The sequence below is a fragment of the Paenibacillus sp. NPDC056933 genome, from assembly GCF_042674385.1.
Taxonomy (GTDB): Bacteria; Bacillota; Bacilli; order Paenibacillales; family Paenibacillaceae; genus Paenibacillus.
The window spans coordinates 35,352-61,397 of the sequence record NZ_JBHUQN010000010.1; the positions used below are offsets into that span (position 1 = coordinate 35,352).

The 26,046-nt window shown below is 46.2% G+C and carries 26 protein-coding genes and 1 riboswitch; of the genes, 2 read left to right on the forward strand and 24 right to left on the reverse strand.

The window, feature by feature from the left end; all coding sequences use genetic code 11:
* Positions 1 to 162: 162 nt before the first annotated feature.
* The 5 genes from spoVT to pth all read right to left on the reverse strand — a co-directional run bounded on the left by spoVT (position 163) and on the right by pth (position 6,855).
* Positions 163 to 705 (reverse strand): stage V sporulation protein T, encoded by a 543-nt coding sequence (gene spoVT, locus ACFTRD_RS31240; protein ID WP_192272240.1) that lies wholly within the window; start codon positions 703 to 705, stop codon positions 163 to 165.
* Between the two features lie 320 nt (positions 706 to 1,025).
* Entirely contained in the window at positions 1,026 to 2,177 is a 1,152-nt protein-coding gene (locus ACFTRD_RS31245; RefSeq protein WP_379386823.1) for a peptidylprolyl isomerase, read from the reverse strand.
* Positions 2,161 to 5,688, reverse strand: coding sequence for a transcription-repair coupling factor (gene mfd, locus ACFTRD_RS31250; RefSeq protein ID WP_379386825.1), 3,528 nt, complete (start codon positions 5,686 to 5,688; stop codon positions 2,161 to 2,163). The genes ACFTRD_RS31245 and mfd overlap by 17 nt, the downstream gene beginning before the upstream one ends.
* A 277-nt stretch (positions 5,689 to 5,965) precedes the next feature.
* Entirely contained in the window at positions 5,966 to 6,196 is a 231-nt protein-coding gene (fin, locus tag ACFTRD_RS31255) for an anti-sigma-F factor Fin (protein WP_192272234.1), read from the reverse strand.
* A gap of 98 nt (positions 6,197 to 6,294) precedes the next feature.
* Entirely contained in the window at positions 6,295 to 6,855 is a 561-nt protein-coding gene (pth, locus tag ACFTRD_RS31260; RefSeq protein WP_379386828.1) for an aminoacyl-tRNA hydrolase, read from the reverse strand.
* Positions 6,856 to 7,218: 363 nt separating this feature from the next.
* Here pth and ACFTRD_RS31265 point away from each other — a divergent pair, with 363 nt between their 5' ends.
* Positions 7,219 to 7,419: a hypothetical protein gene (locus tag ACFTRD_RS31265; protein ID WP_024633712.1), complete on the forward strand. Its 201-nt coding sequence runs from the start codon at positions 7,219 to 7,221 to the stop codon at positions 7,417 to 7,419.
* A gap of 108 nt (positions 7,420 to 7,527) precedes the next feature.
* Here the strand turns inward: ACFTRD_RS31265 and ACFTRD_RS31270 are convergent, their stop codons facing one another.
* From ACFTRD_RS31270 to ACFTRD_RS31330, 13 genes are all read right to left on the reverse strand, one after another.
* Positions 7,528 to 8,481 (reverse strand): ribose-phosphate diphosphokinase, encoded by a 954-nt coding sequence (locus ACFTRD_RS31270; RefSeq protein WP_017691370.1) that lies wholly within the window; start codon positions 8,479 to 8,481, stop codon positions 7,528 to 7,530.
* A 100-nt stretch (positions 8,482 to 8,581) separates the two neighbouring features.
* Positions 8,582 to 9,973, reverse strand: a complete 1,392-nt coding sequence (gene glmU / locus ACFTRD_RS31275; protein ID WP_379386867.1) for a bifunctional UDP-N-acetylglucosamine diphosphorylase/glucosamine-1-phosphate N-acetyltransferase GlmU — start codon at positions 9,971 to 9,973, stop codon at positions 8,582 to 8,584.
* Between the two features lie 393 nt (positions 9,974 to 10,366).
* A complete protein-coding gene (gene spoVG, locus ACFTRD_RS31280) occupies positions 10,367 to 10,651 on the reverse strand; it encodes a septation regulator SpoVG (RefSeq protein WP_017691372.1) in 285 nt (94 codons plus the stop codon).
* Positions 10,652 to 10,839: 188 nt separating this feature from the next.
* Entirely contained in the window at positions 10,840 to 11,667 is an 828-nt protein-coding gene (gene purR, locus ACFTRD_RS31285; RefSeq protein WP_379386831.1) for a pur operon repressor, read from the reverse strand.
* Between the two features lie 98 nt (positions 11,668 to 11,765).
* Positions 11,766 to 12,620 carry a 4-(cytidine 5'-diphospho)-2-C-methyl-D-erythritol kinase gene (gene ispE / locus ACFTRD_RS31290; protein WP_379386869.1) on the reverse strand — a complete coding sequence of 285 codons (855 nt, stop codon included), beginning with the start codon at positions 12,618 to 12,620 and terminating at the stop codon, positions 11,766 to 11,768.
* Positions 12,621 to 12,768: 148 nt separating this feature from the next.
* A complete protein-coding gene (locus tag ACFTRD_RS31295) occupies positions 12,769 to 12,945 on the reverse strand; it encodes a small, acid-soluble spore protein, alpha/beta type (RefSeq protein ID WP_192272228.1) in 177 nt (58 codons plus the stop codon).
* A gap of 236 nt (positions 12,946 to 13,181) precedes the next feature.
* Positions 13,182 to 13,457: a biofilm formation stimulator Veg gene (gene veg, locus ACFTRD_RS31300; RefSeq protein WP_379386833.1), complete on the reverse strand. Its 276-nt coding sequence runs from the start codon at positions 13,455 to 13,457 to the stop codon at positions 13,182 to 13,184.
* A 153-nt stretch (positions 13,458 to 13,610) separates the two neighbouring features.
* A complete protein-coding gene (gene yabG, locus ACFTRD_RS31305; RefSeq protein ID WP_379386835.1) occupies positions 13,611 to 14,507 on the reverse strand; it encodes a sporulation peptidase YabG in 897 nt (298 codons plus the stop codon).
* 59 nt (positions 14,508 to 14,566) lie between these two features.
* Positions 14,567 to 15,469: a 16S rRNA (adenine(1518)-N(6)/adenine(1519)-N(6))-dimethyltransferase RsmA gene (gene rsmA, locus ACFTRD_RS31310; protein WP_379386837.1), complete on the reverse strand. Its 903-nt coding sequence runs from the start codon at positions 15,467 to 15,469 to the stop codon at positions 14,567 to 14,569.
* 4 nt (positions 15,470 to 15,473) lie between these two features.
* Positions 15,474 to 16,019 (reverse strand): ribonuclease M5, encoded by a 546-nt coding sequence (gene rnmV, locus ACFTRD_RS31315; RefSeq protein ID WP_024633704.1) that lies wholly within the window; start codon positions 16,017 to 16,019, stop codon positions 15,474 to 15,476.
* A gap of 154 nt (positions 16,020 to 16,173) precedes the next feature.
* Positions 16,174 to 17,358 carry a resuscitation-promoting factor gene (locus tag ACFTRD_RS31320; protein ID WP_379386840.1) on the reverse strand — a complete coding sequence of 395 codons (1,185 nt, stop codon included), beginning with the start codon at positions 17,356 to 17,358 and terminating at the stop codon, positions 16,174 to 16,176.
* Positions 17,359 to 17,630: 272 nt separating this feature from the next.
* Positions 17,631 to 17,883, reverse strand: a riboswitch (cyclic di-AMP (ydaO/yuaA leader).
* Positions 17,884 to 18,125: 242 nt separating this feature from the next.
* Positions 18,126 to 18,896 carry a TatD family hydrolase gene (locus ACFTRD_RS31325; protein ID WP_379386842.1) on the reverse strand — a complete coding sequence of 257 codons (771 nt, stop codon included), beginning with the start codon at positions 18,894 to 18,896 and terminating at the stop codon, positions 18,126 to 18,128.
* A 327-nt stretch (positions 18,897 to 19,223) separates the two neighbouring features.
* Complete coding sequence (locus ACFTRD_RS31330; RefSeq protein WP_379386844.1) at positions 19,224 to 20,504, reverse strand: HD domain-containing protein; 1,281 nt, start codon at positions 20,502 to 20,504, stop codon at positions 19,224 to 19,226.
* A gap of 316 nt (positions 20,505 to 20,820) precedes the next feature.
* Here ACFTRD_RS31330 and ACFTRD_RS31335 point away from each other — a divergent pair, with 316 nt between their 5' ends.
* Positions 20,821 to 21,075: an AbrB/MazE/SpoVT family DNA-binding domain-containing protein gene (locus ACFTRD_RS31335; RefSeq protein WP_024633700.1), complete on the forward strand. Its 255-nt coding sequence runs from the start codon at positions 20,821 to 20,823 to the stop codon at positions 21,073 to 21,075.
* A 303-nt stretch (positions 21,076 to 21,378) separates the two neighbouring features.
* On the opposite strand, the gene rsmI is transcribed toward ACFTRD_RS31335, so the two are convergent.
* The 6 genes from rsmI to ACFTRD_RS31365 all read right to left on the reverse strand — a co-directional run bounded on the left by rsmI (position 21,379) and on the right by ACFTRD_RS31365 (position 25,868).
* Positions 21,379 to 22,263, reverse strand: coding sequence for a 16S rRNA (cytidine(1402)-2'-O)-methyltransferase (gene rsmI / locus ACFTRD_RS31340; RefSeq protein WP_379386846.1), 885 nt, complete (start codon positions 22,261 to 22,263; stop codon positions 21,379 to 21,381).
* Positions 22,264 to 23,043: a tRNA1(Val) (adenine(37)-N6)-methyltransferase gene (locus ACFTRD_RS31345; protein ID WP_379386848.1), complete on the reverse strand. Its 780-nt coding sequence runs from the start codon at positions 23,041 to 23,043 to the stop codon at positions 22,264 to 22,266. It abuts the gene before it with no gap.
* An 85-nt stretch (positions 23,044 to 23,128) separates the two neighbouring features.
* A complete protein-coding gene (gene yabA, locus ACFTRD_RS31350; RefSeq protein ID WP_024633697.1) occupies positions 23,129 to 23,497 on the reverse strand; it encodes a DNA replication initiation control protein YabA in 369 nt (122 codons plus the stop codon).
* 28 nt (positions 23,498 to 23,525) lie between these two features.
* Entirely contained in the window at positions 23,526 to 24,326 is an 801-nt protein-coding gene (locus tag ACFTRD_RS31355) for a PSP1 domain-containing protein (RefSeq protein ID WP_053778939.1), read from the reverse strand.
* 117 nt (positions 24,327 to 24,443) lie between these two features.
* Positions 24,444 to 25,415 carry a DNA polymerase III subunit delta' gene (gene holB, locus ACFTRD_RS31360; protein ID WP_192272212.1) on the reverse strand — a complete coding sequence of 324 codons (972 nt, stop codon included), beginning with the start codon at positions 25,413 to 25,415 and terminating at the stop codon, positions 24,444 to 24,446.
* A 9-nt stretch (positions 25,416 to 25,424) separates the two neighbouring features.
* A complete protein-coding gene (locus tag ACFTRD_RS31365) occupies positions 25,425 to 25,868 on the reverse strand; it encodes a YaaR family protein (protein WP_062329420.1) in 444 nt (147 codons plus the stop codon).
* Positions 25,869 to 26,046: the final 178 nt, after the last annotated feature.

Below are 26,046 nucleotides of genomic sequence, written 5' to 3' on the forward strand. Positions count from 1 at the left end.
CGTTCGTTCAAAGTATACTTAACTATTATACCTGTCTATAGGCACTCAGACTAACCCCTTAGGCAGAGCTTCCTTTTAGGTCATCACCCTGGATCTCGCCCAATCCCCAAAAAACGCAAAAACTCCTGGTTGCCCTCAGGGCACCAGGAGTTGATCTGCGGTTTATTGTTCCATCTGTTTACCAAGGAATCCAGCAGCTGTCTCAGACATTTTAACTTCCATCTGAGACATTTTCACTGATTCATCCTTGTTGAACAGGATAACCGTTCCGATGGGGTCACCACCAGAAATAATCGGGGCAATAACAAAAGAAGATAACGTCTCGTCATGATCTTTGCTAAGCTCATAAGACCCGTTGTTTGTCTCCAGGATCGTCTTGCGATTCTCCATGCAGCTCTCCAGCAGTGGCCCTACCTGCTTGTCCAGATACTCTTTCTTGGAACCACCTGCCACCGTAATAATGGTATCACGGTCAGAAATCATCGTTACATGACCAGTACTTTCATACAGGGATTCCGCGTATTCTTTGGCAAAATCACCAAGTTCGCCAATCGGCGAATATTTTTTAAGGATAACTTCTCCATCACGGTCCACAAAAATCTCCAGTGGATCGCCTTCACGGATACGTAACGTACGGCGGATTTCTTTTGGAATGACCACACGACCGAGGTCATCTATACGGCGGACAATACCAGTAGCTTTCATTTCACATGTTGCCCCACTTTCTCGAGAAGATTTTTCAACTACTGTTCCTTAATGGGTAGAGGAAAGTCCCAGAACGTTTAGTGTGATATCTTGACCATAGTATTCATCTGTTCCCATTTCCTTATACATGATTTGGAGAATATAGTTGTGTCAATTCTGCAGAAGGAGACCATATACCCATTTGGCAGCCCTGAATACAAATAGAAGCAAGAAGGAGGCCATAAGACCTCCCCTTGCTCCTCTGTATGGTTGTCCATATTTCAATCGTTCCAGATTTCATTAAGATGAAATTGAATCAGGAAACGTTCACGCCTGCGGTCTTATTTCCCGCTTGTGTCTGCACCTTCACCTGTTGTTGCATCTTTATCGGTTCCAGTTGTTCCTTCATCCTTTTTGGTATCTGTACCTTTGGTATCATCCGTTTTAGTTTCGGTTTTATTACCTTCCGTACCTGTACCGGATGTACCTTCTGTTTTGCCTTCTTCAGCTTTATCTGTTTTCGGCAGTTTCACTTCTTTAACTATTTTGTCCAATTCACTGTTCATGAATGTATCGATTTGGGCAGCAGCCAACTGACTTTTCAGCGTTTCTTTCTGCTCATCCGTCAATTTGCTGTAATCTGCTTCCGTACGGGATTCCACTTTCATCACGTGATATCCGTATTCTGTTTCAACAGGATCGCTGATTTTGTTCAACGGCAATGTTTTGGCAGCTTCCTTGAAGGCATCTACCCAATTGGCTACAGGAGTATTTTCATATAAACCGCCTTTTTCTGCGGAACCTGGATCTTCAGAGTATTTTTTCGCAACTTCAGCAAAATCGGCTCCGCCATCCAATTTCTTTTTAACTTCTTTTGCAATTTTAAGAGCATCTTCTTTCTTGCGCTCTTTTTGCGTTTTTGGATCTGTGAAGTTAATCAGTACGTGGCGAACGGAGGCGGTTGTAAACTGATCTTTGTTTTTCTCAAATTCAGCCTTAATCGCATCTTCAGTAACGCCTGTTTCCTTGTCTTTAATTACGGTCATGATGCGAGTCATGTAATCTTTGATGTTCTGATCCGTCAGGTTCTGAGCTTTTTGCATCTCGGTCCATTGATCGGCTTGAACAGAAGCTTTCATTTTGTCGAATTGTTCTGTTGCTGTTTTGGCACCAGCAGTCTTGGCTTCATCACTTGCTTTTCCACTCAAATATTCATATGCAACTTCCTGTTTCACCAGGTATTCCTTGAAATCATCCATATCCATCATTTGTGCATATTCCGGATAGAGGAATTTCATGACGCGTTGCTCCATGTCGAATTCATTGGCTGTAATGGTGCCGCCCTCATACGTAGCGACTACAGCACTTGTATCAGTCTTTTCCGGTGCTTTTGCTTCTTCTTTCTTGCCACATGCAGCAAGCAGTGATAAGGACAGTACTGCGACCATACTCACAGACAGTACCTTCCCTACTTTTTTATACTTTGCTAACATCCTTTAGTTCCCCCTTTGATTTAAAAGCACTTTTCATGGACTCCAGAAATTTCTCTACCAGCTCCATCAGTTGCTTGTCCCCAATCCCTTTGCCTTTGACATGAATAAGCATATGGGGTCCTTGTTCAAATTGTACACGTCTTTCGAACTGATTTCCAATGTGTGCGATCTTCGAGAGCTCAAAGGCATGTTCACGGCCTTCATAGAACTTCACCGTTAGGTCATCTCCTCGTTGAGAGATCGACTCTATGCCGTAGATTTTGCCATAGACTTTCAGTCTGGCAACTGCCAACAGATTGATCACAGCTTCCGGAAGATCACCGAATCGGTCAACCAATTCGTCTTCCAGTTCCATCGCATCGTCGAAGGAGGCAATAACCGCCACTTTTTTATAAATTTCAATCTTCTGAATGCTGTCATAGATATAATCTGACGGCAAGTACGCATCGATACTGAGATCCAGCGTGGTATTCCACTGATCGGACGGCACCGGCTCTTCGCCGAGCATGGTCACTTTGCGTTTGTTGATTTCCTCTGCAAGCATCTGAGAATACAGATCGAACCCGACGGACGCAATGAAGCCATGCTGCTCTGCTCCGAGCAGATTACCCGCACCGCGGATCGACAAATCGCGCATCGCGATTTTGAAACCCGAACCCAGTTCGGTAAATTCCTTGATCGATTGCAAGCGTTTCTCGGCAACTTCGGTCAATACTTTATCCCGTTGGTACGTGAAATACGCATACGCAATCCGGTTGGAACGACCCACCCGTCCGCGCAGCTGATACAACTGGGATAGCCCCATTTTGTCCGCATCATGTACAATCAGGGTGTTTACGTTAGGAATATCCACCCCGGTCTCGATAATGCTTGTGCTGACGAGCACGTCATATTCCCCGTCCAGGAAGTCCAGAATGGTTTTCTCCAGCTCTGTTTCCGACATCTGGCCATGTCCCACTCCGACTTTCGCTTCAGGTACCAATTCGGAGATCTCGGCAGCCATCTCCTGAATTCCCTGTACCCGGTTGTACAGGTAGTAGACCTGACCACCACGGGCCAATTCACGTTCAATGGCTTCCCGGACAAGCGCCTGACTGTGTTCAACCACATAAGTCTGTACCGGGAAACGATTCTCTGGAGGTGTCTCAATAACCGACAGATCCCGAACGCCCAGCATGGACATGTGAAGGGTACGTGGAATCGGCGTCGCTGTCAGTGTCAACACATCGACATTGGTTTTCAGCTTTTTCAGTTTTTCCTTATGGGTTACACCGAAACGCTGCTCTTCATCCACAATAAGCAGACCAAGGTCCTTGAACACCAGATCCTGCGATAACAATCGGTGCGTACCGATGACAATATCGACGGTACCTGCCTTAATGCCTTTGGCTGTCTCGTTTTGTTCCTTGCGGGAACGGAAGCGGCTAAGTACATGAATGTTAAAGGGATATCCAGAGAAGCGTTCACGGAACGTCTCATAATGCTGCTGCGCCAAAATGGTTGTAGGGACCAATACAGCAACCTGTTTCCCCTCAATAGCAGCCTTAAACGCGGCACGAATAGCAACCTCGGTTTTGCCGTAACCGACGTCCCCACACAATAAACGGTCCATTGGCCGGTTTTGTTCCATATCTTTTTTGATTTCTTCGATTGCACGCACCTGATCGCGTGTCTCGTCATACGGGAACATGTCCTCGAATTCCTGTTGCTCCGCAGAGTCTTTGTCGAAACCAAAACCTTTGGATGTCTGGCGTTCCGCATAAAGCTTGATTAGATCATCAGCAATATCCTGTACGGATGTACGGACTTTATTTTTAACCCGTGTCCACTCATTGCCGCCCAGCTTATATATTTTCGGCTCTTTCTCTTCGGAACCGACATATTTCTGAATCAGATCAATCTGCTCAATCGGTACAGACAGTTTGTCTCCACCCGCATAAAGAATATGCATGTAGTCCTTGTGAATGCCGCCAACCTCAAGTGTACCGATCCCGAGATACTTACCGATCCCGTGATTCTGGTGAACGACATAATCGCCCACTTTCAGCTCACTATAGGATTTAATCCGTTCGGCATTGTCCACATTGCGAATCGGTTTACGTACCTTGCGCTGCTTCTGGGAGAACATCTCGCCTTCTGTTACGACAGCCAGATGAATGGATGGCATTTCAAAGCCTGTCTGAAGGTTACCAATAAGCATTTCCGGCTCAGGGATATCATAATCCATGAGAACCCGGCGCATCCGATCGAGTCTTTCCTCACCGTTTGCCAGCATAAGCACTTGAACTCCAGCCTTCTGCCATCGCTCCATCTCTGCTTTGAGCACATTCATCTGACCATGGAAATCCTGCATTCCACGGCTGATAAAGTTCAGAATATTCTGGGGTTGAGTGTGAGGAACCTGCCGTAAAAAGATGGACATAAACAACGTCTGAAATGGACGCTCATATATCAGATCATCGCCATCCGCCGATAGATGCAGATCAGGAAGTGTTTTCCCGTTTTGCATCAGATGCAGATTCCACTCCGACTCATCCCGGTCCAGCTGTTTCGATGTCTCTGCGAGCCTTGCCGGCTCATCGAGTACAAGCAAGGTATCTTCCGGCATGTAGTCGTAAATCGTTTTATTTTCCGGATAGAGCGGTGAAATATATTTATACATTTCGGAGAAATATACATGCTCCCGCAACAGTTCAATCTCCCGATGAATTTCTTCACGCAGACGCAGCTTCGCCTGCCGGTCGGTCATCTTCTCCAGCTGTCGTTCAAGCAAAGTAACAGCTGCATCTGCAGCCTTCTCCATGCGTTCCCGGTCTGCAATTAGCTCTTTACACGGCAGTACCGTGACTTCTTCGATCCGTTCAATGGAACGCTGGTCCGCCGGGTCGAAGGTACGGATGGAATCAATCTCATCATCGAACAGCTCCACTCGATACGCGATGGATGATGTGACAGGATAGAAATCAATAATTCCTCCGCGAACACTCATCTCACCACGTGATTCAACACGCTCCACACGCTCATATCCGAGCTTCACCATCTCTAGCAGGAACGAATCCAACTCAAGCGTGCTGCCCTGTTTAATTGTAATCTGGGCATTAGCCATAACTTCAGGAAGCGGAACATAACGCCGTACCCCGGAAAATGGAATAACAACAACGCCCCTAAACCCCTGGGCGCAACGGACTAATACATCAATACGCTGACCCAATGTTTCCGGACTGGAAACAGCGGCTTCAGCGGCAACAAGCTCATTGGCAGGGTAGAGCAGTACCTGATCAGGTGAAAGCGCTTCCTGTAAATCTTCTGCAATTTTTTGTGCGGAAAACATATTATGTGTCACAACGAGCAGCGGTCGGTTCATTTCCTGATGTAGGGCAGCCAGCATAATCTGACGCGCCGATCCGGATAAGCCCGAAACCAATTGCTCTTTCATGCCGGATGTAATGCCGGCCGTAATGGACCCGAAGTCCGGATCTTTGGAAAAAGCCTGTATAAGTGCTTGTAACAAAAGGGGCACCTCTCTTATAACTTACTTGAGTATCTCACACCTGCGTGCAGGTTCACCAATATAAAATTGGATACAAATTCCTTTTTGTCCTGTTTCATCATAAAGGATTCATCGCTACTTTGCCACATCCGTTTGATGTGGCTCGACCGTCATTTGAGTATAGACTGCTTTCATCCCAACTGAAAAGAAGCCTCAGCAGTCTGCCAAGGCTATAAAGGGGGAGCGGTATTCCGCAGCCCCCATCATCTGTCATCGGTTCTTGCTGCATCGCGAGCTACTATTGGAGCGGACTCGCAAGCAGACTGAGCTCAGGATTAAGCTCCAGAGCTTCCTTGCAATAATCACATGTAATCCGGACGGTAATATCGCCACCGGAATTATACGCTATTATATCCCTCCGCTCGTCGGGGGTCAAGAAATGAAAGCCCAATTGCGCTTCCGTTATCCGGGCAGAATCGATTCGTCCAATAAAAGTACGGCAATGCCTGCACACATAATTCACTGACATGTTTATGCCTCCTGAACATGGTTTTATACGTCCAGTATGCCCATTAAGACTGAATTGAACCCGAATCTTGATCATTTTTCCAGTGTCAATCGCTGCGGTCATCCGTTGAACTTGGCCATGGTTTGTTCAAACGTGTGATCCAGACTGTACTCCAATGCATCGCAGGTCTGTTCAATCGTTTGATCAAGAGCTTCCTTTTCATTCTTCATAAACTTCGAAAGCACGTAGTCTACAATGGCATGTCCTGGTTCGGGTCTGGATATTCCCATCCGTACCCGGTTAAACTGCTGTGTACCGGTATGCTGAATAATGGATTTGATTCCATTATGGCCACCTGCACTGCCTTGGTAACGCAATCTGACCTTGCCTGTTTCTGTGTCCATATCGTCATAGACGACAATCAGGTCTTCCAGACTAACTTTATAAAAATCCATATAGGCCCTTACCGATTCACCGGACAGGTTCATAAACGTCATCGGTTTAATCAGCACGGTTTTGACGCCGCCGATTACCCCTTCTCCAATCAACGCCTTGCACTTGCTCTGCGTAATCGAAATGCCATGCCGATCTGCCAGTCGATCGAGTGCCATAAATCCAATATTATGACGGGTTTTGGCGTAATTCGGGCCCGGGTTCCCGAGGCCGACAATCCACTTCATCTCGTTCCCTCCTTTGGATCCGCGTAAGGTGAAGCATAGACTTCGAATGTTATATTTCATATAATATCAACAAAGTGAGATTCGAATTGGTTATATAATTTGAACGATTATTACACCTAATCACTTCGATTGCAGTACCATCTTTTGATCGCTCTTATCCCCAGATTTTCTTTATTCCCTTAATCCAAGGGTAAAATCCGGTGATAGCATATGCTTCCGAAGTAGCTTTCTTGCAGAAAGCTTTCAGGCGTACGCTCCGCTTCTTCAGATTGGTTCTGCACTCTCCGTTTTGGTGTAAACGTCAGTTTCAACTTATATAGTGTTTACAGCTTTTATTCATCAACCCAGGAAGGTGAGCGGGTTTTGCGCGAAGACAACGGACAACTGACTCAACATAGCGATTTCATCTATCATCTGGAATATCACGTACCTGTACAGGTATATGACCGCGACACCCATATTGAGATTGGACTTATCACCCGTTTCGATAATCAATTTGTCGAAATTGCCGACACTCTTTTTCATCGGCGCAGGTTCCGGTTCATCTCCCGTCCCGGATACTAGACATTCGGCAGGCACTGTTTCACTTCCAATATAACGGCACGCCGACAGGGGTTACATTTTCCATTGATCCGGAAAACGTAACCCCTCTACTACTTTATGCAGACATCCTTATTCAATTTCAAACAGCTTGCTGATTGATAATTCCTCATGAACCCGGATAATAGCTTCTCCGAGCAACGGTGCTACGGACAACACTTTAAGTTTGCTTGTCGGATTGGCATGCGTAATCGGAATGGTATCCGTAACGATGACTTCCTTCAGTGGAGCATTCTCCAAGCGTTCCATCGCAGGTCCGGATAATACCGGGTGAGTACAGCATGCGTAGACTTCCTTCACGCCGCCTTCCATCAGAGCATTCGCTCCCAATACAATCGTTCCCGCTGTATCAATGATATCATCGATCAGGATTGCTGTTTTGCCTTCGATGTTACCGATAATGTTCATCACTTCGCTGACATTCGGCTCCGGACGACGTTTGTCGATAATTGCGAGCGGTGCATTCAGAAAGTCCGCCAGTTTCCGAGCGCGTACTACGCCGCCGTGGTCAGGCGAAACTACAACTGGATTTTCAATCTGTTTCGAGCGGAAATATTGAGCCAAAATCGGCACGCCGAGCAGATGATCGACCGGAATGTCGAAGAATCCTTGAATCTGCATCGCATGCAAGTCCATCGCGATTACACGGGTTGCACCCGCTTTTTCAATCAGGTTGGCAACCAGTTTCGCTGTAATCGGGTCACGCGAACGTGCCTTGCGATCCTGTCTTGCATAGCCATAGTACGGAATAACGACGTTAATCGTCTTGGCAGATGCCCGTTTGAGTGCATCAATCATCACGAGCATTTCCATCAGGTTGTCATTAACCGGCAAGCAAGTTGACTGCACAATGTAGACGTGACAGCCCCGAACACTCTCAGAGAGCTTCACTTGGATCTCACCATCACTAAAGCTAGTTGTGTGAGATTCACCCATAGGAATTCCGATATAATCAGCAATTTGATGGGCAAGCTTGGGGTTAGAATTGCAAGTAAATATTTTTAATTTCGAATCAAAATAAGTCATAAAATAAAAACCCTCCGTGCTGGTTCATTGGAATCTATAAGCGTCTGCGACATGTCGGCACCTCCCGATGATCGGAAGGCAATCTTAATATCAATACCCCTTATTCGGGTTTGGCATTTTGTTTTTTAGCTTTGGCACGCCCGCGAATTTTCTCCGCATATCCAGGTTTGTTCTCCTGGCGTGGACGGGCAATCGCGAGATCGTTCTCTGGAACAGAGTGGGTAACAGTAGAGCCCGCAACAACATATGCGCCCTTACCTACTGTGACAGGTGCAATCAGATTGACATTGCTGCCTACGAACGCATCATCCTCAATCGTCGTTACAGCTTTATTATATCCATCATAATTCACCGTTATTGCCCCGCATCCAACATTTACATTTTTTCCTACTTTGGCATCCCCAATATAACTGAGATGAGATACTTTGGAGCCTTCATCAATTGTAGCATTTTTCACTTCGACAAAGTCACCGATTTTTACTTTACGGCCCAATATGGTACCTGGACGCAAATAAGCAAATGGACCTACGGTTGATTCCGAACCTACCTCTGCCTGTGACAATACAGAATGCTTGATTGTAACCCCATCCTGAATAATGCTGTCTTCCACATCTGCCTGAGGACCAATATGGCAAGCTTCACCAATGGAAGTGGTGCCTTTGAGTATGGTTCCCGGATACAATACTGTATCTGATCCAATGGTAACATCTGCCCCGATATATGTCGATGCCGGATCGATGATTGTAACACCGTTCAACATATGTTTTGTCGCCAAACGTTCACGCATGAACGCTTCTGCTTGTGAAAGAGCAAGTCGATCATTAACTCCGATGGATTCTGCGATGTCATCCGACATATAAGCTTCCACCACTTCCCCATCATTACGGAAAATGCCAACAACGTCAGTGAGATAATACTCACCTTGAGCATTCTCGTTCGTTACTTTCTCCAGTGCAGCGAACAATTTGGCATTGTCGAAGCAGTATGTGCCTGTGTTGATCTCGTTCACAGCATCTTCCTGCTCTGTGCAATCCTTTTGTTCAACAATACGCTGTACAGAACCATCTTCTCCACGAATCACGCGGCCATACCCTTTGGGATTGTCCAAATGGGCCGTTAGTACCGTCGCCGCTGCTCCGCGACTCTCATGAAGTTTCATCAGACCTTCCAGCGTCTCGCTGGTCACCAGTGGTGTATCTCCACAGACGACAATGGTTGAGCCTGCTTCTCCGCCGAGCAAAGATTTAACCTGCTTCACAGCATGTCCTGTTCCCAGTTGTTCAGCCTGAAGAACATATTCTGCTCTGGAACCCAAAAATGACTGCACCGCTTCGGCACCGTGACCGACCACGACGACACTACGTTCAACGCCTGCGCGAAGAGCTGCATCCAGCACGTGACCCACCATAGGTTTACCGCATACGGGATGCAGTACTTTGTACAATTTTGATTTCATCCGTTTGCCTTGCCCTGCCGCAAGAACAATTGCCATTCTTTTCAAAATTTACGACCTCCTGTTCTGAATACCCCCATCGTTGGACCTCGCCTTTATATATCCGATGAGTACCGTTCAGCCGGCTCTGCGCCGGTCTTGTTCATCGCCTGCTGTCTCTGTAATCACGCGTAACAACGCGGACACCTACGAATCGTGACCTATATGTATACGCCGTGTACCTGCGAGCTTAACCGAATCCCATGATTCCTAAGATGCCGCCCTGTAACCAAGCGCACGCTGCGCTTTTTTGTTCTTTCAACATTTTGCAACAATCCGGCTGCAAATGTTCTTCTATGAATAAACTCAATACTGAATATATCTTATTCCGGTCAAAAAGAAAAGAGAGCCATAAGACATGGCTCTCTTTTCCTTCGAACCCCAATAATGTTCTCAGGCACCTTCTTCAATGACTTCTTCCTCAGTTGCAGCGCGATCGTATTCAGTCAATACAGCTGCCTGAATCTTCTCACGAGTACCGGAAGAGATCGGGTGGGCGATATCACGGAATTCTCCGTCAGGAGTCCGCTTGCTCGGCATAGCAACAAACATTCCGTTGTTACCATCAATGACACGAATGTCATGAACGACGAATTCGTTATCGATGGTAATGGATGCGATAGCCTTCATTCTCCCTTCCGAGTTAACACGGCGGAGTCTGACATCCGTAATTTGCATGTGTGTGTTCACCACCTTTTTCCATCAGAACTTGGTGTATAATTCCACACAGCCTATACGAACTCCTTCTTTTTATAACCATAAAAATGTCCTAATTTCAGGAATTTTTTTATTTAATACACAATTCGACAATGTTAGTGCCAGGTCGATGGAAAAGAACTTTTCCCGACATGTAATTCGTCATGATTCTACAGGTCAAAATAGTTGCCAGGCTTAACGGAAATATGTCTGCTCTTGGCATCCACAGCTGTCAGTTTCGCCAGAGACACGTAATCCGTCAGGAGTCTTTCTTCGGAATCGACCGATCCGGATTCTACCAATACCCCTACTCCGGCTACCGATGCATTAAACTCGGCCAATAGGTCGATCATCCCCTGCACAGTGCCTCCAGCTTTCATAAAGTCATCCACAATGAGCACTTTGGAGTGTTCGCGCATCGCCCTGCGGGACAGGGACATGGTGTGCAGACTTTTATGAGATCCGGAGACATAATTGATACTTACGGCTGATCCTTCCGTAGCCTGATGGTCCCTGCGCACGAGCACAACAGGCAGGTTAAGCTGGGCTCCGGTCGCATAGGCGAGCGGAATGCCTTTGGTCTCAACCGTCATGACCACATCAATATCCATATTGCCAAAGGCTGTTGCAAAAATCTTGCCGGCTTCGTTCATCAAAGCAGGCTGTCCTAGCAGGTCGGACATGTACAGGTATTCTCCGGGCAGAATCCGGTCGGGTTGCGCGAGCTGGGTAGAAAGTCGTTCGGCAAAACCGAGTGCCAGTTCTCTAGACACCTTTGGAATCCATTTTACTCCTCCGGCTGCCCCAGCCAGTGTATGCAGTTCTCCCGAACCACCTTCTTCGAACACTTCCTTGATAATCGCCAAATCTTCGCTGATCGAAGATTTCGCGGCTCCATAGCGTTCGGCAAACGTGGTCAACGGAATAACCGTATGTGGTCTAGACAATAAGTACTGCGTCATTTCAACCAGCCTTGCGCTTCGTTTTAATTTCTTCACAGAGATCCATCCTCACGATCACGGAAAACATCCAAATCCGAATAATTATATAAAAATATACCACCTTTATACGTGTTTGTACATTATAAAAGCGAATTTTAAGTCAGCATGCGTACAGCATATACTTCTTTACAGAAGCCCCGTAGGCCATTATAGATCCGTGCAACCTTGGACTCCTTGGAGACCAGACCGAACACCGTTGGTCCACTGCCTGACATCAATACTCCGTCTGCTCCCAATCGGGTCATAGCATCCTTCAGATGCTGAACCTCCGGATACAGCTTCAACGTCACATCTTCAAGCACATTCCCCATTTGCGCACATACTTCAACAAAAGACTGGTTGCGAATGGCCTGTTCCATTTTTGCCGCGCTTGGGTGACGAACAATCTTGTCGCTACGAAAACGTCCGTACACATCCGCTGTAGACACATTAATTGGCGGCTTGGCCAAGATCACCCAACATTGAGGAGGATTAGGCATCGGTGTCAACTTCTCTCCACGACCTGTGGCGAGCGCTGTTCCTCCAGTGATGCAGAAAGGTACATCCGAGCCCAGTTCGGCTCCAAGCTCTTGCAGCTCTTGATCCGGGATGTTGAGACGCCAAAGGCGATTCAATCCCCGCAGCGTTGCTGCCGCATCACTGCTGCCCCCAGCAAGTCCAGCAGCAACAGGGATTTTTTTGTCCAAATGAATATGGACTCCGCTCCTCACGTCATATCGCTCTTTGATGAGTCTGGCCGCCTGAAAGGCCAAATTCTTCTCATCCAGCGGGATATAACCCGCCTGACTGGAGATAAAAATGGTGTCCCGAGGCAGCTCAGACATCTCCAAACGATCGGCAAGATCGACCATGGTCATGATCATCTCAACTTCATGGAATCCATCTCTTCTTTTATGTAAAACGTCCAGCATCAAGTTAATTTTAGCAGGCGCTTTTTCGTAAATTTTCAAGGCGTTCACCCGTCCTCACCTTTTCCCTAAGACAACTTAACATATTATATCAAAATGGGGCTGTCAAGTCATTTCTATTCCGCATAGATGGGGAAAAAGCGAGGCGATCCTACCGGATTGCCCCGCCCTCCAAACCGATGGACCCGGATTACGATTTGCGTGCTGCTTGTTCAGCAAGTTGAATGGCCCGTTTCACCATATTGCCCGCATCCTTCGCTTTGATTCCGCCCCAGCCTTCCTCTTGAACGGTATCATAGAAACCCAGGTCTTTCGCAAGCTCGTTCTTGAGTTCATCCGACATTACACTTCTTCTTCTCCGGCTCATGGATGGTCCTCCTCCAAATTGGTTTAATTCATGATAAGTGCTTTAGACCCTGCCATTACATCAGACCAAGTTCATTTTCCTTGAGTACTTTGGAAAACACCTTGAGCCTGTTCAAATAGTATGCCGCTTCCTCTCCCTTGTCATTCCTGATCCTATATGATTTCAATTCATCGAGTGTGGCTGTTTGAAAATAAAAAAAGCGATCTGCCTCAAGGGCAAATCGCCGTAATCCATACTTACGTCTCCAAGTAGGAGCTATGCGTCTGGCTGCCTGGATCAAATACCATGACTTCCACCGATTCCGTAAGTATATCCGCATAACTGTAAGATACTCGCTTGAAAGTTTCTTGCTCCTCATCAAGCTTGACAATAAAAACAGAAGGGTACGTTTCTTCCAATACACCTGTACGCTCAATGGTCTTACGACGGCCACCATTAGCCCGCAGCATAATTTTCTGACCAATATGTGCGTCGAGATTGCGCTTGATATCCAATAGCGTGTTTTTAGCCATTGTAGACGACCACCTCTTTTCTTGTCCATTATACTGGATTTTACAGTCATTGTCAAATCAAAACTAATTATTATATCAGTATCAAAAAGTTGTTGTCAATGAATTTTTTTACGAACAAAAAAAGCCCCTAAATGGGACTTTATTCTAACTTCATCAGACAGCTGACGGATTCACCTTTAGGGTGGATAAATCGTTTAATCCCGGCAGTCCTACTCGATAACTTCCCCGTGTTTCTACACCCCCGACGCCCTGGCTACCACTGATCGTGTTATGCAGAACATCATTCATGTTTACTGTTTCCCGCACCGATGTAAAGGCTGCCTTGGCTGCCACATAGACCGGGTCAAGGGCATGAATGAGAATTCTGCCTGGTGAACTGGCAAAGTTCGCTCCAGCCCGAAGCAAGGCCTCAAAGTGGGACTGACAGGCCCCTGCAACAATGGTGAGTGCATCCAGATGACGTTCATATTGCCTTGCCACCTGAATGGCTGCTACAAAATTCTGTGAATTCTTGTAACTGCCCAAGCTATATAAGTCATAAGGCTGACGTGTCTTTAGTACCCCATCATGGCCCGTAATGACGACGATATCCGGACGTACTTTAGGAAGGAGCCGGTACAATGTATCCGCCATCGCTGATTCATGTACATATTGACCCTCTGCGGGAACACGAAGTTGCTCGTAAAGGTTCATGCTTTTTTTCAAATAATTCGGGTCTCCATCCAAATGCAACACTTTGCCTGGCATCTCGAAATAAGCCGGGTCCTGCTGAACAGACCATTCTTGAATTAAGCCTTCACGATTACGTTCTGCCTGTTCCATCCGATTCTGTTGCAGGCGTGAGAGCGTCTGATGGGCCTTTACATGTGCCTGCCGGGTCTTAGCACTCTGCGGTTCAAATGGAACCTGTATCAAATCGTCCACAGGGGAATCAGCCAGCAACCGGAACTCGGTCCCTTTAATGACCGCAGCATCCAACTGAAGGCGTTCCACCCGGAAAGTCACATCTCCGCCGTATGACTTCCGAACGACCAAGTCTCCGATATTCATCAACATAATCACCTCTACCCCATCGTATGGGCAAGGACCCGGATTGGTTCATCCGAATTTTACAGAGCTTGGCGTACCCCGGCTTCCCACATCACGGTGCTGAGCGTTGCGTATTCCTGCAAACTTAAGGTTTCCCCCCGCCTTGAGGGTTGAATACCAGCCTGTTCCAGCAGCTGATCAGCCTGGTCTCTGTTCTCCTTCGTAAAGAAGCGGGCCTTCAGATTGTTGGAGATCGTCTTTCTGCGCTGGGCAAATGAAGCCTGTACCACTTCGAAATAGTGTGCTTCGTCCGGAATCTCCACTGGTGGTTGCTCACGAACCTTTAACTTGATCACAGCCGATTCCACATTAGGTTGCGGAATAAAGACCGTAGGTGGCACGACACAGACCAATTCCGGCATACTGTAGTACTGGACTGCGATACTCAAACTTCCATAGTCCTTAGATCCTGGTGCAGCAGCCATCCGCTCAGCCACTTCTTTTTGAATCATGACCACAATGCTATCCACAGGCAATTTCTCTTCCAGCAGCTTCATCATGATTGGCGTCGTTACATAGTAAGGCAAATTGGCTACAACACTCACCTTATCTACCGATGCAAAGTCCGTGCGGAACAACTCCGCCAGATCCAGTTTCAATACATCCCCGTGATGCACACGAACGTTCGGATAAGGCTGCATCACTTCGCCCAAAATGGGCAGCAGTCGCTGATCAATCTCTACAGCCGTTACAGGGCCGGCTACCCGAGCCAGACGTTCTGTAAGTGCTCCAATACCAGGTCCGATCTCAAGTGCTCCCTTGGTCTCGTCCAAATCGGCAGCATTTACAATCTTGTTCAGTATATTTTGATCGATCAGAAAGTTCTGACCCAAGCTCTTTTTAAAAGAGAATCCGTGTCTTTGAATAATTTCTTTGGTTCGTTTCGGTGTTGCAATCTCAATCGTTTCGTCCATGCCCTTCATACGCTCACAATCCTTCACGTTCAATTTGCGATAATGCTTCGGAGAATTCTTCCCGGGTAATCTGAAATACACTGAGCCGCTTGTGAAACTGCTTGCCATTACAATATCCAATGCCGAGCAGATTGCCCATCTCCATACGACGTGCAGCAGCCTGTGGATGCACAATCAGTCCTGCCGCGATGAGATCCTCCCAATCGATCAGGCTCGGTGCACCTTCATATGACGTATGAACACGTGCCAGTGCATGACGAATAGCTTCCGGTGAGGCATTCTCTACCCCGATGTCCCCTTTGCGCGTAGCATCAGCCTCGGGTATAAAAGCATGCTTGCAACCCGGTACTTTATTGGCAATGATTTTGCGAATCCGTTCACCCGCATGATCCGGGTCTGTCAATACAATGACGCCACGTCTCTCTTGGGCAAGTGCAATCCGCTTTAGAATGCGCTGGTTGATGGCCGACCCGCCGGTCTCAATTGTATCTGCCTGAACCGCCCGTCGAATAGCTACGGTGTCGTCACGGCCTTCCACCACGATCACTTCTTTTATCATGTTCCATTTCTTCCTTTCTAACGCAAAAAGAAGAGGAATATCCTCTTCTCTGCCAAACGGCGGGGAGACTGATATCAGCCCCCTCCGCCGCATATTCCGCATGAATCATTCATGCAACTATTTTATAGCATTCCCATTTCAAAGTAAAACGATTTTAGTTCGCTTCCGGCTTCACCGGTCCGATCACATATACCGTCTTGCCTTTCTTCCGTCCGAAGTTCAGGGCATGCTTCACACTATCATAATACACATCAATTTTGTGGCCTTTAATGGCACCACCTGTGTCTTCCGCACGACGGAAGCCAAGGCCTTCAATATATACCCACCATCCGATTGGAATGACTTTGGGATCAACTGCAATGGTACGTCCTTCAGTTACGCGGGTACCCGATGCAGTTTTTGTACCAATACCGGGCTCTTCGGAAGAGTATGCCGTCATGGATACATTTTTAAGGATCTTGGAATATTTAAAAGAAGTGCCTGAGACGGTAATGACTTTGCTGCCCGAGGCAGCGGTTTTCTTCGAGTTCGTGGTTGTTGCCTTTTTGGTTGTGGAAGTCTGCGCGGATACCGTCTGAATCACCGGCTCTTTCACAACTGGTTTTGCTTTGGTACCAACAGCGATCACTTTATCGACGCGATTCGTTGCAATCGATTTGCCCACCATTTTTTTGGAGACCAATTCTCCGTCCTGAAACACCTTTTCAATATGCTGTACAATGGTGCCTTCTTTACCACTCACAACGACACGATTATCGCCTTTGTACAAGCTGGGATCAGCCGTTTTGATCACTTTGTAAGCAATCGGCTGTTTCACGTCCACTGTACGCTTTGTTACACGCACTACACGGATTTTCATATCCGCTTCAACAGTGGTTCCAAGCGCCGGATACACTTTATCCTCACTTGCAATTTGAATACCTGATTTTTGAATTGCTTCTTGTACCGATGAATCGGTTGTATACAGTGTCTTGGTGTCTCCGTCTGCCGTAATTTTAACTGGAACGGCCCGCTCAATAACGATGCGGTCTCCATCTGCGATTGCCCCGTTTAAGGGCATGGATACCTGATCGTGAGGGCTGACTGTGATTGATTGCTCCTCCAGCATTTCCTGAAGCATTCCTGTACGAGTCTCTACCGCTTGAGCTTTGCCATCAATAACCAGTGAAATTTGTTTCCCGGCCTGACCGTAAACGACTAACAAGATCATGATTGTAAGCGCAATTGAGAAAATCGCGATCAATGCCATTTGACGCAAGTTCTCATGCTTCCACCGCAACGCGAAAGACTTACTGGATGATCGTGACTCATGGGTCTCTTCTGGTTGGAATGTGCCCACTTCTCCGTCCTCCTTCATAGCCTCGCCGTCTTAAGTAATGCATGATGTCTTTGACGCGACTATACCAAATTTTCTACAGAACACAGGTCGGACCAACATAACCGGTTCTGCACCATGAACCACTCTTCGCAACATGATGTCATCCTCCTGAATACTTACCGTATGATGACCGCATTTCTTTTATTCAAAAACAAAAAAGCCAAAGAAAGAGTTTAAGAGGAACTCTTTCGTGGCTTCCGAATGATTTTGAATATCGGAAATTCATGCACGAGGTTGCCTCTCTTTTTCCGCTTGCGAGGTTAGCTGTCGGGTTCGGGCGAAAGAGAGCCGCCCTATCTCCGGTCATCCGCTCATGGCGGACGCCCTTGAATTCACCCCGAGACCCAAAGAAGAAATCAAATATGGCTTCGCAAAGGTATTCACTGTTTTGGGTCAGCGAATATTGCGCATCAGCTACATTCACCGATGTTTAAGCCCTATTGGTTCCCCCGCTCTCCGTTAACGGAGACTCAGCGAGACTGATTCATGAAAGTAATGTTGTTTCATCGGAAAGTGTCCCTTTTGTTCATCCCCCGAACATCTGTCCAATTTTCCGCACAACAATTCACTGAAAAGATGATATCGTGTTTCTATGCATGTTGTAAAGCGTTGTTCAAGTACGTTTTTCTAAATATTTGGTTAAAATATTGTAATATTCTTGATTTATTTGGATCAAAAAGCAAATTAACTCCGTCTAACTCACTTTTTTACCCCTTTTGCTCGATATTTTAGCGAATTCCAAATCGTTCCATGGCATTTTTGGTGGTTATTGCAGCAATTTCCTCTATCGAAATGCCTTTAATTTCCGCAGCTGCTTCTGCAACCAGACGTACATGCGCTGTCTCATTTCGTTTCCCTCGATACGGGTGAGGTGTCAAATATGGTGCATCCGTCTCGATGAAAAATCGGTCCATCGGAACCTTCTCAAGTACTTCCTTTGGCTGTTTTGCATTTTTGAACGTGATGGGCCCTCCAAAGGAAAGATGAAATCCCAAATCCAGGCACATTTTTGCCGTTTCCCAGCTGCCAGAGAATGAATGCATGACACCGCCAACTTCTCCAGCCTTCTCTTCACGTAGAATCTTCACAATATCCTCGTGCGCATCCCGATTGTGAATGACGATTGGCATGTTCAACTCTCGAGCTAGTCCAATCTGTTGTCGTAATACGCGATGCTGTACCTCCTTCGGAGAAGTGTCCCAGTGATAGTCTAGACCAATTTCACCGATAGCTACCACCTTTTCATGCTTGCATAAAGATGCAATCCATTCCAGATCACCTTCCTGCATTGTGATTGCATCCACCGGATGCCAACCTACCGCAGCGTATATAAAATCATAGGTTTCGGCCAGCTTCATCGTAGTTGGAATAGTCTCCCGGTTAAAGCCCACGTTAATCATGCGACCAACGCCCGCATCTACCGCCCGCTGAATCATATCCTCGCGGTCTTCGTCGAATTGTGGTGCATCTAGATGAGTATGTGTGTCGAACAACATCATTTTGTATTGCTCCCTTCATGTCGAATAAAAGACTCTCTCTTTTCAAATATCTTTGCAAATCTTGACTTGACTTCATTGATTGCAATATAGATCAAAGCTATGTTCTACATTTAATTCCAGTGTCAATGAGCACAACATATAGATTAAGAAAAACTTTTACATCTATATGTTGCTGATCTCTAGATTTTAGGGTTGTATTCTAATTGCTCATATTACAAAATTATGTCGATCTACATGTACTCTCCATTAAAGCAGATTACTGTATCATGAAAATAGCTCTTATAGAAAGCCTTTCGCCTATAGACTCATGAACAGCTTTGCACCTCATTAATGTGAGAAATAGGGGCGTATATGAGAAGGTAAATCATGAATAATTGCATCTACCTTATTTTGCGGATAGTACATGTGATGTTTTCCCCGATGAAGACCACTGATTGACCGGACAATGTCGGAAACCTCTGACAACTCATGTAACTTGTCTTGTCGATCCAGCAGTAAAATCTGTTTGTCCGTCGATTCATCTGGACGAAACACATCATACGGATTATCCGATGGAAAATCAATTTCAAGATCATATTCGGGATTGAGGCCAGCAAGGGTAAAGGCTTCCCGAATCTCTTCCATCATGTTTACGTCGATCTGTTCAATCTCTACATACTTATATAATTTGCGATCCATGAAACGTTCGCACAACTCACTTAGAACAGCATCGTCCTCTTTACGCCACTGCATAAATGCCGTCTGAATTAAAGCTTCGTCCAGCTGTAAGTATTCATCCACCGATATCGTTCCATCGAATAACTGGGGCAGGGGATCAATCATGAAGCGGAATTGAAAATGTTGCTGGATAAGACTTTTCGCCCGTTTAAATATTTGCCGCAATATGATTTCCGAACTTCGGGTAACCGGATGGAAGTATATTTGCCAGTACATCTGATATCTGGACATCAAGTAATCCTCTACGGCGTGCATGCCCGATTCCTTAACTACGATTCGTCCGTGATATGGACGCAGCATACGCAGGATACGGTCAAGGTCAATTGTCCCATAATTTACACCAGTAAAATAGGCATCCCGAAGCAAATAATCCATGCGGTCTGCATCAAGCGGACTGGTGACCAGATTAACAACAATAGGCTGCTCATATGTTTTTTGAATTACCGAAGCGACTTTCTCAGGAAAATCAGGTGCATACCTTCTTAAGATCGCCCCTACTTCGGTATCACCTGTAATGATACGACAGGTCCAATCCTCATGATTCATATCGAACGCTTCTTCTATGGAGTGAGAGAACGGCCCATGCCCAAGATCATGCAGCAATGCTGCGCAAAGGGCAACCGTCTTTTCCTCCTTCGGCCAATCGGAATAATGACTTCTTTCGAATTGGGAGATGATTTTACGCGTAATCTCGTAGACACCCAGGGAATGGGAGAACCGACTGTGCTCTGCCCCATGGAAAGTAAGATAAGATGTTCCCAATTGGCGGATACGACGCAATCTCTGAAATTCAGGCGTATTGATCAACTGCCATATAATCGGATCTTGTACATGGATATAATTATGTACTGGATCTTTAAACACCTTTTCTTCCGTCAAACGCTGTTCCATGTATATTCACTCCTTTATTATCTATTATATTTGTCGCTTTTCAGTATAGCGAACCAACGATTCGACACCATTTGACGAATCGTGTCGAATAAGGTAGTTTTAACGTTTTCCAAATCGACAAAGCTGACATTGATGTTTAAATACGAAAAATTGCTGCCAATCCCTTGCCATCCCTATTATTATAAAAAATAACCTTCATTTTAAGCTAATTTTAAGGTTGACTGTTTTGGGAATCGTTGGTATGATGAGTATCATAAAACATAAAATAATGTCGAATAATGACAATGATAGTTAGCTGAGAGGAGCACTGATTATAATGATGAAATCAACAGGTATTGTAAGAAAAGTGGATGAACTGGGACGGGTAGTTATTCCAATTGAGTTGCGCCGTACGCTCGGTATTGGTGAAAAGGATGCTCTTGAGATCTATGTGGACGGCGAGCGCATCATGTTGAAAAAATACGAGCCCGCTTGTATCTTCTGCGGCAATGCAGAGAACGTTACTTACTTCAAAGGTAAAATCGTTTGTAACGAATGTATTTCCGAAATCCCTGCACCTGTGACAAAATAAGAAAAACCAGATATAATGGACTTATCCAATTGTTATTTCTAACCTTTTTATATTCCTTATTGACCTTCCCGGTGTGAAACCCACCGCTGGAAGGTTATTTTTTGCCTTGATATTGGTTTCATTACCCAAAGGTCAATATCAATCGTGTTAACTCCCCGGGGAGGGAGAGCGAGCGGCCAATGTATTTTCTACATTTTTAAATTCCACTCTGCTCATTTTAATATTCCATTAAGGTTGGTTATAAGGTTCTTCTCAGGTTATATTCCCCAGCACAGAAGAGATTCAAATATCCATTAGAGTCTGTTACTCAATTAAGGCATTGTACACGTCGCGTTTGGCCAAACTGCGATCTGTTGCTGTTTTCTTCATTGCATCTTTGCGACTCATGCCCTCATCCTCATAATGGCTCACATGATCCGACAAAGACAATGGTTGCCACCAGGCTTCACGCTCTGCTTTTCGTTCCTCTTCCTTGATGCCTTCCACCAACAGACAATATTCACCAATTGGCGGATGCTCCTCCAGCCAGTCTATGCACTCCTGAACACTGCCTCGCGCAAATTCCTCATGGCGTTTTGTCAACTCGCGTGCCAGTACAATCGATCGATCCCCCAGAATCTCTTCGAGATAGACTAATGTTTTGCGAATACGGTGAGGTGACTCATAAAACAACAACGTGCCGTTGGACTCATCAAAAGCCTCTAACACTTTTCGCATATCCTTTTTCTCCCGCGGCAAAAAACCGCCGAATGTAAAACGCTCCGTCGGTAACCCGGACACGATCAGAGCAGACAAAGCTGCATTCGCTCCCGGGATGGGAATGACCGTAATTCCAGCTTCAAGCGCAAGTTTTACAAGGTCAGAACCCGGGTCCGAAATAGCCGGCAAACCGGCATCACTGACGAGTGCCAAATTTTTTCCTTCTATTATATAGCGTATCAGTTCAGGTCCACTGGCTGCCTTATTATGCTCATGATAACTGAATAACATCGATGGTGTAATTTCAAAATGAGTAAGCAGCTTTCGGGTCTGGCGTGTGTCTTCTGCTGCAATGATGTCACAGCTCTGCAGTGTTTTAATTGCTCGAAATGTCATGTCCTCTAGATTGCCGATTGGTGTTCCGACCAAATATAACTTCCCCATGCCTTCCGACTGTTCCGCATAACTTTTCTGAATATGCAATGCCATCTATATTCCTCCTTCCGTTTGTTGTTCTGTACGTTGTGAACCATAATAGATGTCCATAATTTCATCGCAGTATGTTCCCTCTTCATTGTAGACAATGAGCGGTGGAAGCATCCGTACTTCTGGTTTTCCATCCTTAAGGGCTTCAATCAATACCATATTGGCTTCCAAATGAGCCCGTGGATGTACCATCCGAATCCGTTTCGGTTCCAGTTTATACTCTCGCATCAGAGAGATGATCTCGCCGAGACGCTGTGGACGATGAACCATGGATACTTTGCCCCCATTGCGTACCAGTCGATTGCAGGCCTGAATCACGTCCTCCAGCGTACATCCAATTTCGTGGCGTGCCATGGCCTGATGTGTGTTCATTTTGAGATCACTGCCGTTCAAAGGCATATACGGAGGATTAACAGTTATCGCATCATATACAGCATGCCCTGTTTGTTGCACAAGTTCCCGTAAGTCACCCTCATGAATGGTAATCGACTCCTCCAATGCATTCAGCTGTACGCTGCGGCGTGCCATATCTGCCAATCGTGGTTGAATTTCAATACCTTCCAGGTTTGCCTGTGTGCGTGTGGTCAACAGAATGGGGACTACCCCGTTCCCTGTACACAAATCAAGCACACGCCCACGTTTCGGTACTGAAGCAAATCGGGCCAACAATACGGCATCCATCGAAAAACTAAACACTTCATCACTTTGAATAATTCTCAAATCATGAGAGAGCAGATCGTCAATCCGCTCCGAATCTTGCAAGTTTACTGATTTTGCTGTCATATGATACACTCATCCTCCGGTACTCTATATCTCAGACAAGGTTCTTAACCTTGAAAAAAAACCGTAGGGGATCCCTACGGTCACTTCATTTATTCAAAAAAGACAGGCAGAACAGACAATCGCCTTCCGTCCGCAAATGTCCATAATAGACATTGCAGATATGGAATCCTTCGTGATACAACCGAGCCAGATTATCATATCCTTCACCTACAACATCTTCACCTGTAGCCGGACCGGCAGGCCTTGCTACCGGAGCGAGCGCCGATGCGATAGGTAGATCTGCCGGAGCCTCACGCTTCAGCAGTTTGCGTAACTGTTCATTCTCGATGGTAAGCCGCTGATTATCCTCAAGCAGCTCTTTAACAATCATTTTTAACTCTCCTAAATCACTGTGCAACTGACCCAATTGGGTTTCCATTTCATGAATGTGCGTAAACAGATTTTTCTTTTCCAAGTTTCCACCCCGAAGCAACCTTTATGGTTTACTTGATAACGACGTCATCCAGCGGAAGTTCTTTGACTTTACTGATGTCGAACAGTTGAACATGGACTGTGCGACTACCCGCATTGATGCCGACAACTTTTCCTTCACCCAATGAGGTGACGACCAACTTGCCTACAGCCGGTAGTTCTTCTCTCACACTTTCATAGTTATCATGCTCAAATTTCAGACAACACATGAGTCTTCCGCACAACCCGGAAATTTTCGTCGGATTCAGTGACAGGCTCTGATCTTTAGCCATCTTGATTGATACCGGCTCAAAGTCTCCCAGCCAGGAAGAACAACATAATACACGGCCGCAAGGTCCAATTCCTCCAAGCATCTTTGCTTCATCACGTACACCGATCTGTCTCAGTTCGATCCGTGTCCGGAAAATGCTTGCCAGATCTTTGACCAACTCCCGGAAATCGACTCTTCCTTCAGCTGTAAAATAAAAAATAATTTTATTGCGATCAAACGTAAATTCCACATCGACCAGCTTCATTTTGAGGCCATGGTCTTTGATTTTATTTAAACAAGTACCGAATGCTTCTTTTGCTGCACGCTTGTTCTCATCTACGACACGGGCATCTGTCTCGCCCGCCACCCGGATGACCTTTTTGAGCGGCAACACCACATCGGACTCGCCTACTTCTTTCTTGCCAACGACAACCTTACCGTACTCTACCCCCCGCGCTGTCTCCACGATAACGCAGTTTTCTTTTTCAATGGGAAGGTCCAGGGGATCGAAGTAATAAATTTTGCCCGCTTTTTTGAAACGGACACCCACTACACTGTACAAAAAATTAACCCCCTCGTAAGCCAATCCCACTTCGTCTGAAGCCCTGTCTTCTTAGGGAACCCGCCGAAGTTATAACCGTTTGCATATGATTGGAACAAACCCTGTCCTCTCCCAGTCTTATGCCAAACCGATCAAAAATTGCTCCAGACAAAGCTGGCCATTGACATTGAAACGCAATTTTTTTCTGCATGCTGCGGCCATATCCATATAGGAGACCCACTGCTCGGTGCTGCGGGTCCGGGCCAACTGAGACAGCATGTCCAACTGATCTATAAAAACGATATGTTCATGCCTACCATACTGGACATACAGCATATCCCTGAACCATAAATGGAACAGGCTAAGCATTATATCCAGGTGCTCTGAGAGTCCGGTTTTAAAAAGCTTCTGCTGTGCAGAGATCAATGATGTACTTCCTCTACCCAGGGACTCCTTCCCTAATTGTAACATTACGTTTCTAATTTCTGCAAACCAATTCTGCTGGAGAATTTCTCTACATGCTTCCAGTCCTGACGCTAAATGGACGGCAGAGCGAGCCAGATTGGCAGGCTGCCCCTCCGCAATCAACGATTGGAGCATCTCCTCGGGATTCAGCGCACTAAAAGGAACCAGTTGAGAGCGTGAACGGATGGTAGGCAGCATCGCCTGTCCATTATCCGTAATCAGGATGCCTACCGCCGGCACCTGTGGTTCTTCCAGAAATTTCAGCAGGCTGTTCGCTGCCTGAACAGTCATTTTCTCGGCCTGTTCGATGATATATACTTTGGGATGGCCTGCTTCCGAACGGTATGAAAAGATACGCTGCAGATCCCGTATTTGATCGATTTTAATATTGTTGCCATCTGGGGCAAGCATCGTTAGATCTGGATGATTGCCATGTTCGACCTTGCGACATTCAAGACATTGTCCGCAGGCATCATCTTCAAGTTCTGTACAGAATATCGCTTTGGCAAATGTAATCGCCGTCTGCAATTGTCCGCTGCCGGATGGCCCGCTAAACAAATAGGCGTGACTTATGGCCTGGCGTCTCAAACTGCTCTGTAACATCTGCTTGGCTGTCTGCTGGCCCATAATTTGTTGAAAGGACATACTTCCTCCTCAGAAGCTTAAATTAATAAGCATTCCCCGAATTTCTCCTACTTGCTGTAGCAGTGTGATCTTGCCTTCCTCTGATTCGAGCAAATTATCAGCCATAGATAATAGAGCAGAATCAATCTCATCTATTAGCTTGTACCGTTTCCCTCTTCCACGCCGATCCCATCCCCGAGTTTCCTTCATGGAGACACCGCGACGGACCGTCTCCTCCAGAAACCTTTTTACAAGCTGCTTGTACGCTTTCAGTTCACGAATCGTCATGGAACGAGACAGGCGATCACCCTGCATCTGGATCTCACTTAATCTGCGGGTAAGTTCAGCCTGTGATGCCCGTTCACCCTGGTGATTCATCATATCTGAGAAATTTTTGGACTGTACCGGTTTGGAGCTGGAGTCGGAAGAGCTGAGCCCACTCTGCATCGGTCGAAATCCAGGGTTGATTTTCATGGAAACGCCCGCTTTCTATCTTAGTAGGCCAATCGCCCATCAGCACAGTGCGCGTTGCGCCTGTGCGTGGAAGAGAGACCTTTATATGCTGAATCATAAGCAATATATAATAGTAGATAAATATCATCATTAAGGTTCTGCTAGTTGGTTTATTAGTCAACCTCTGTCCGGATTAAAC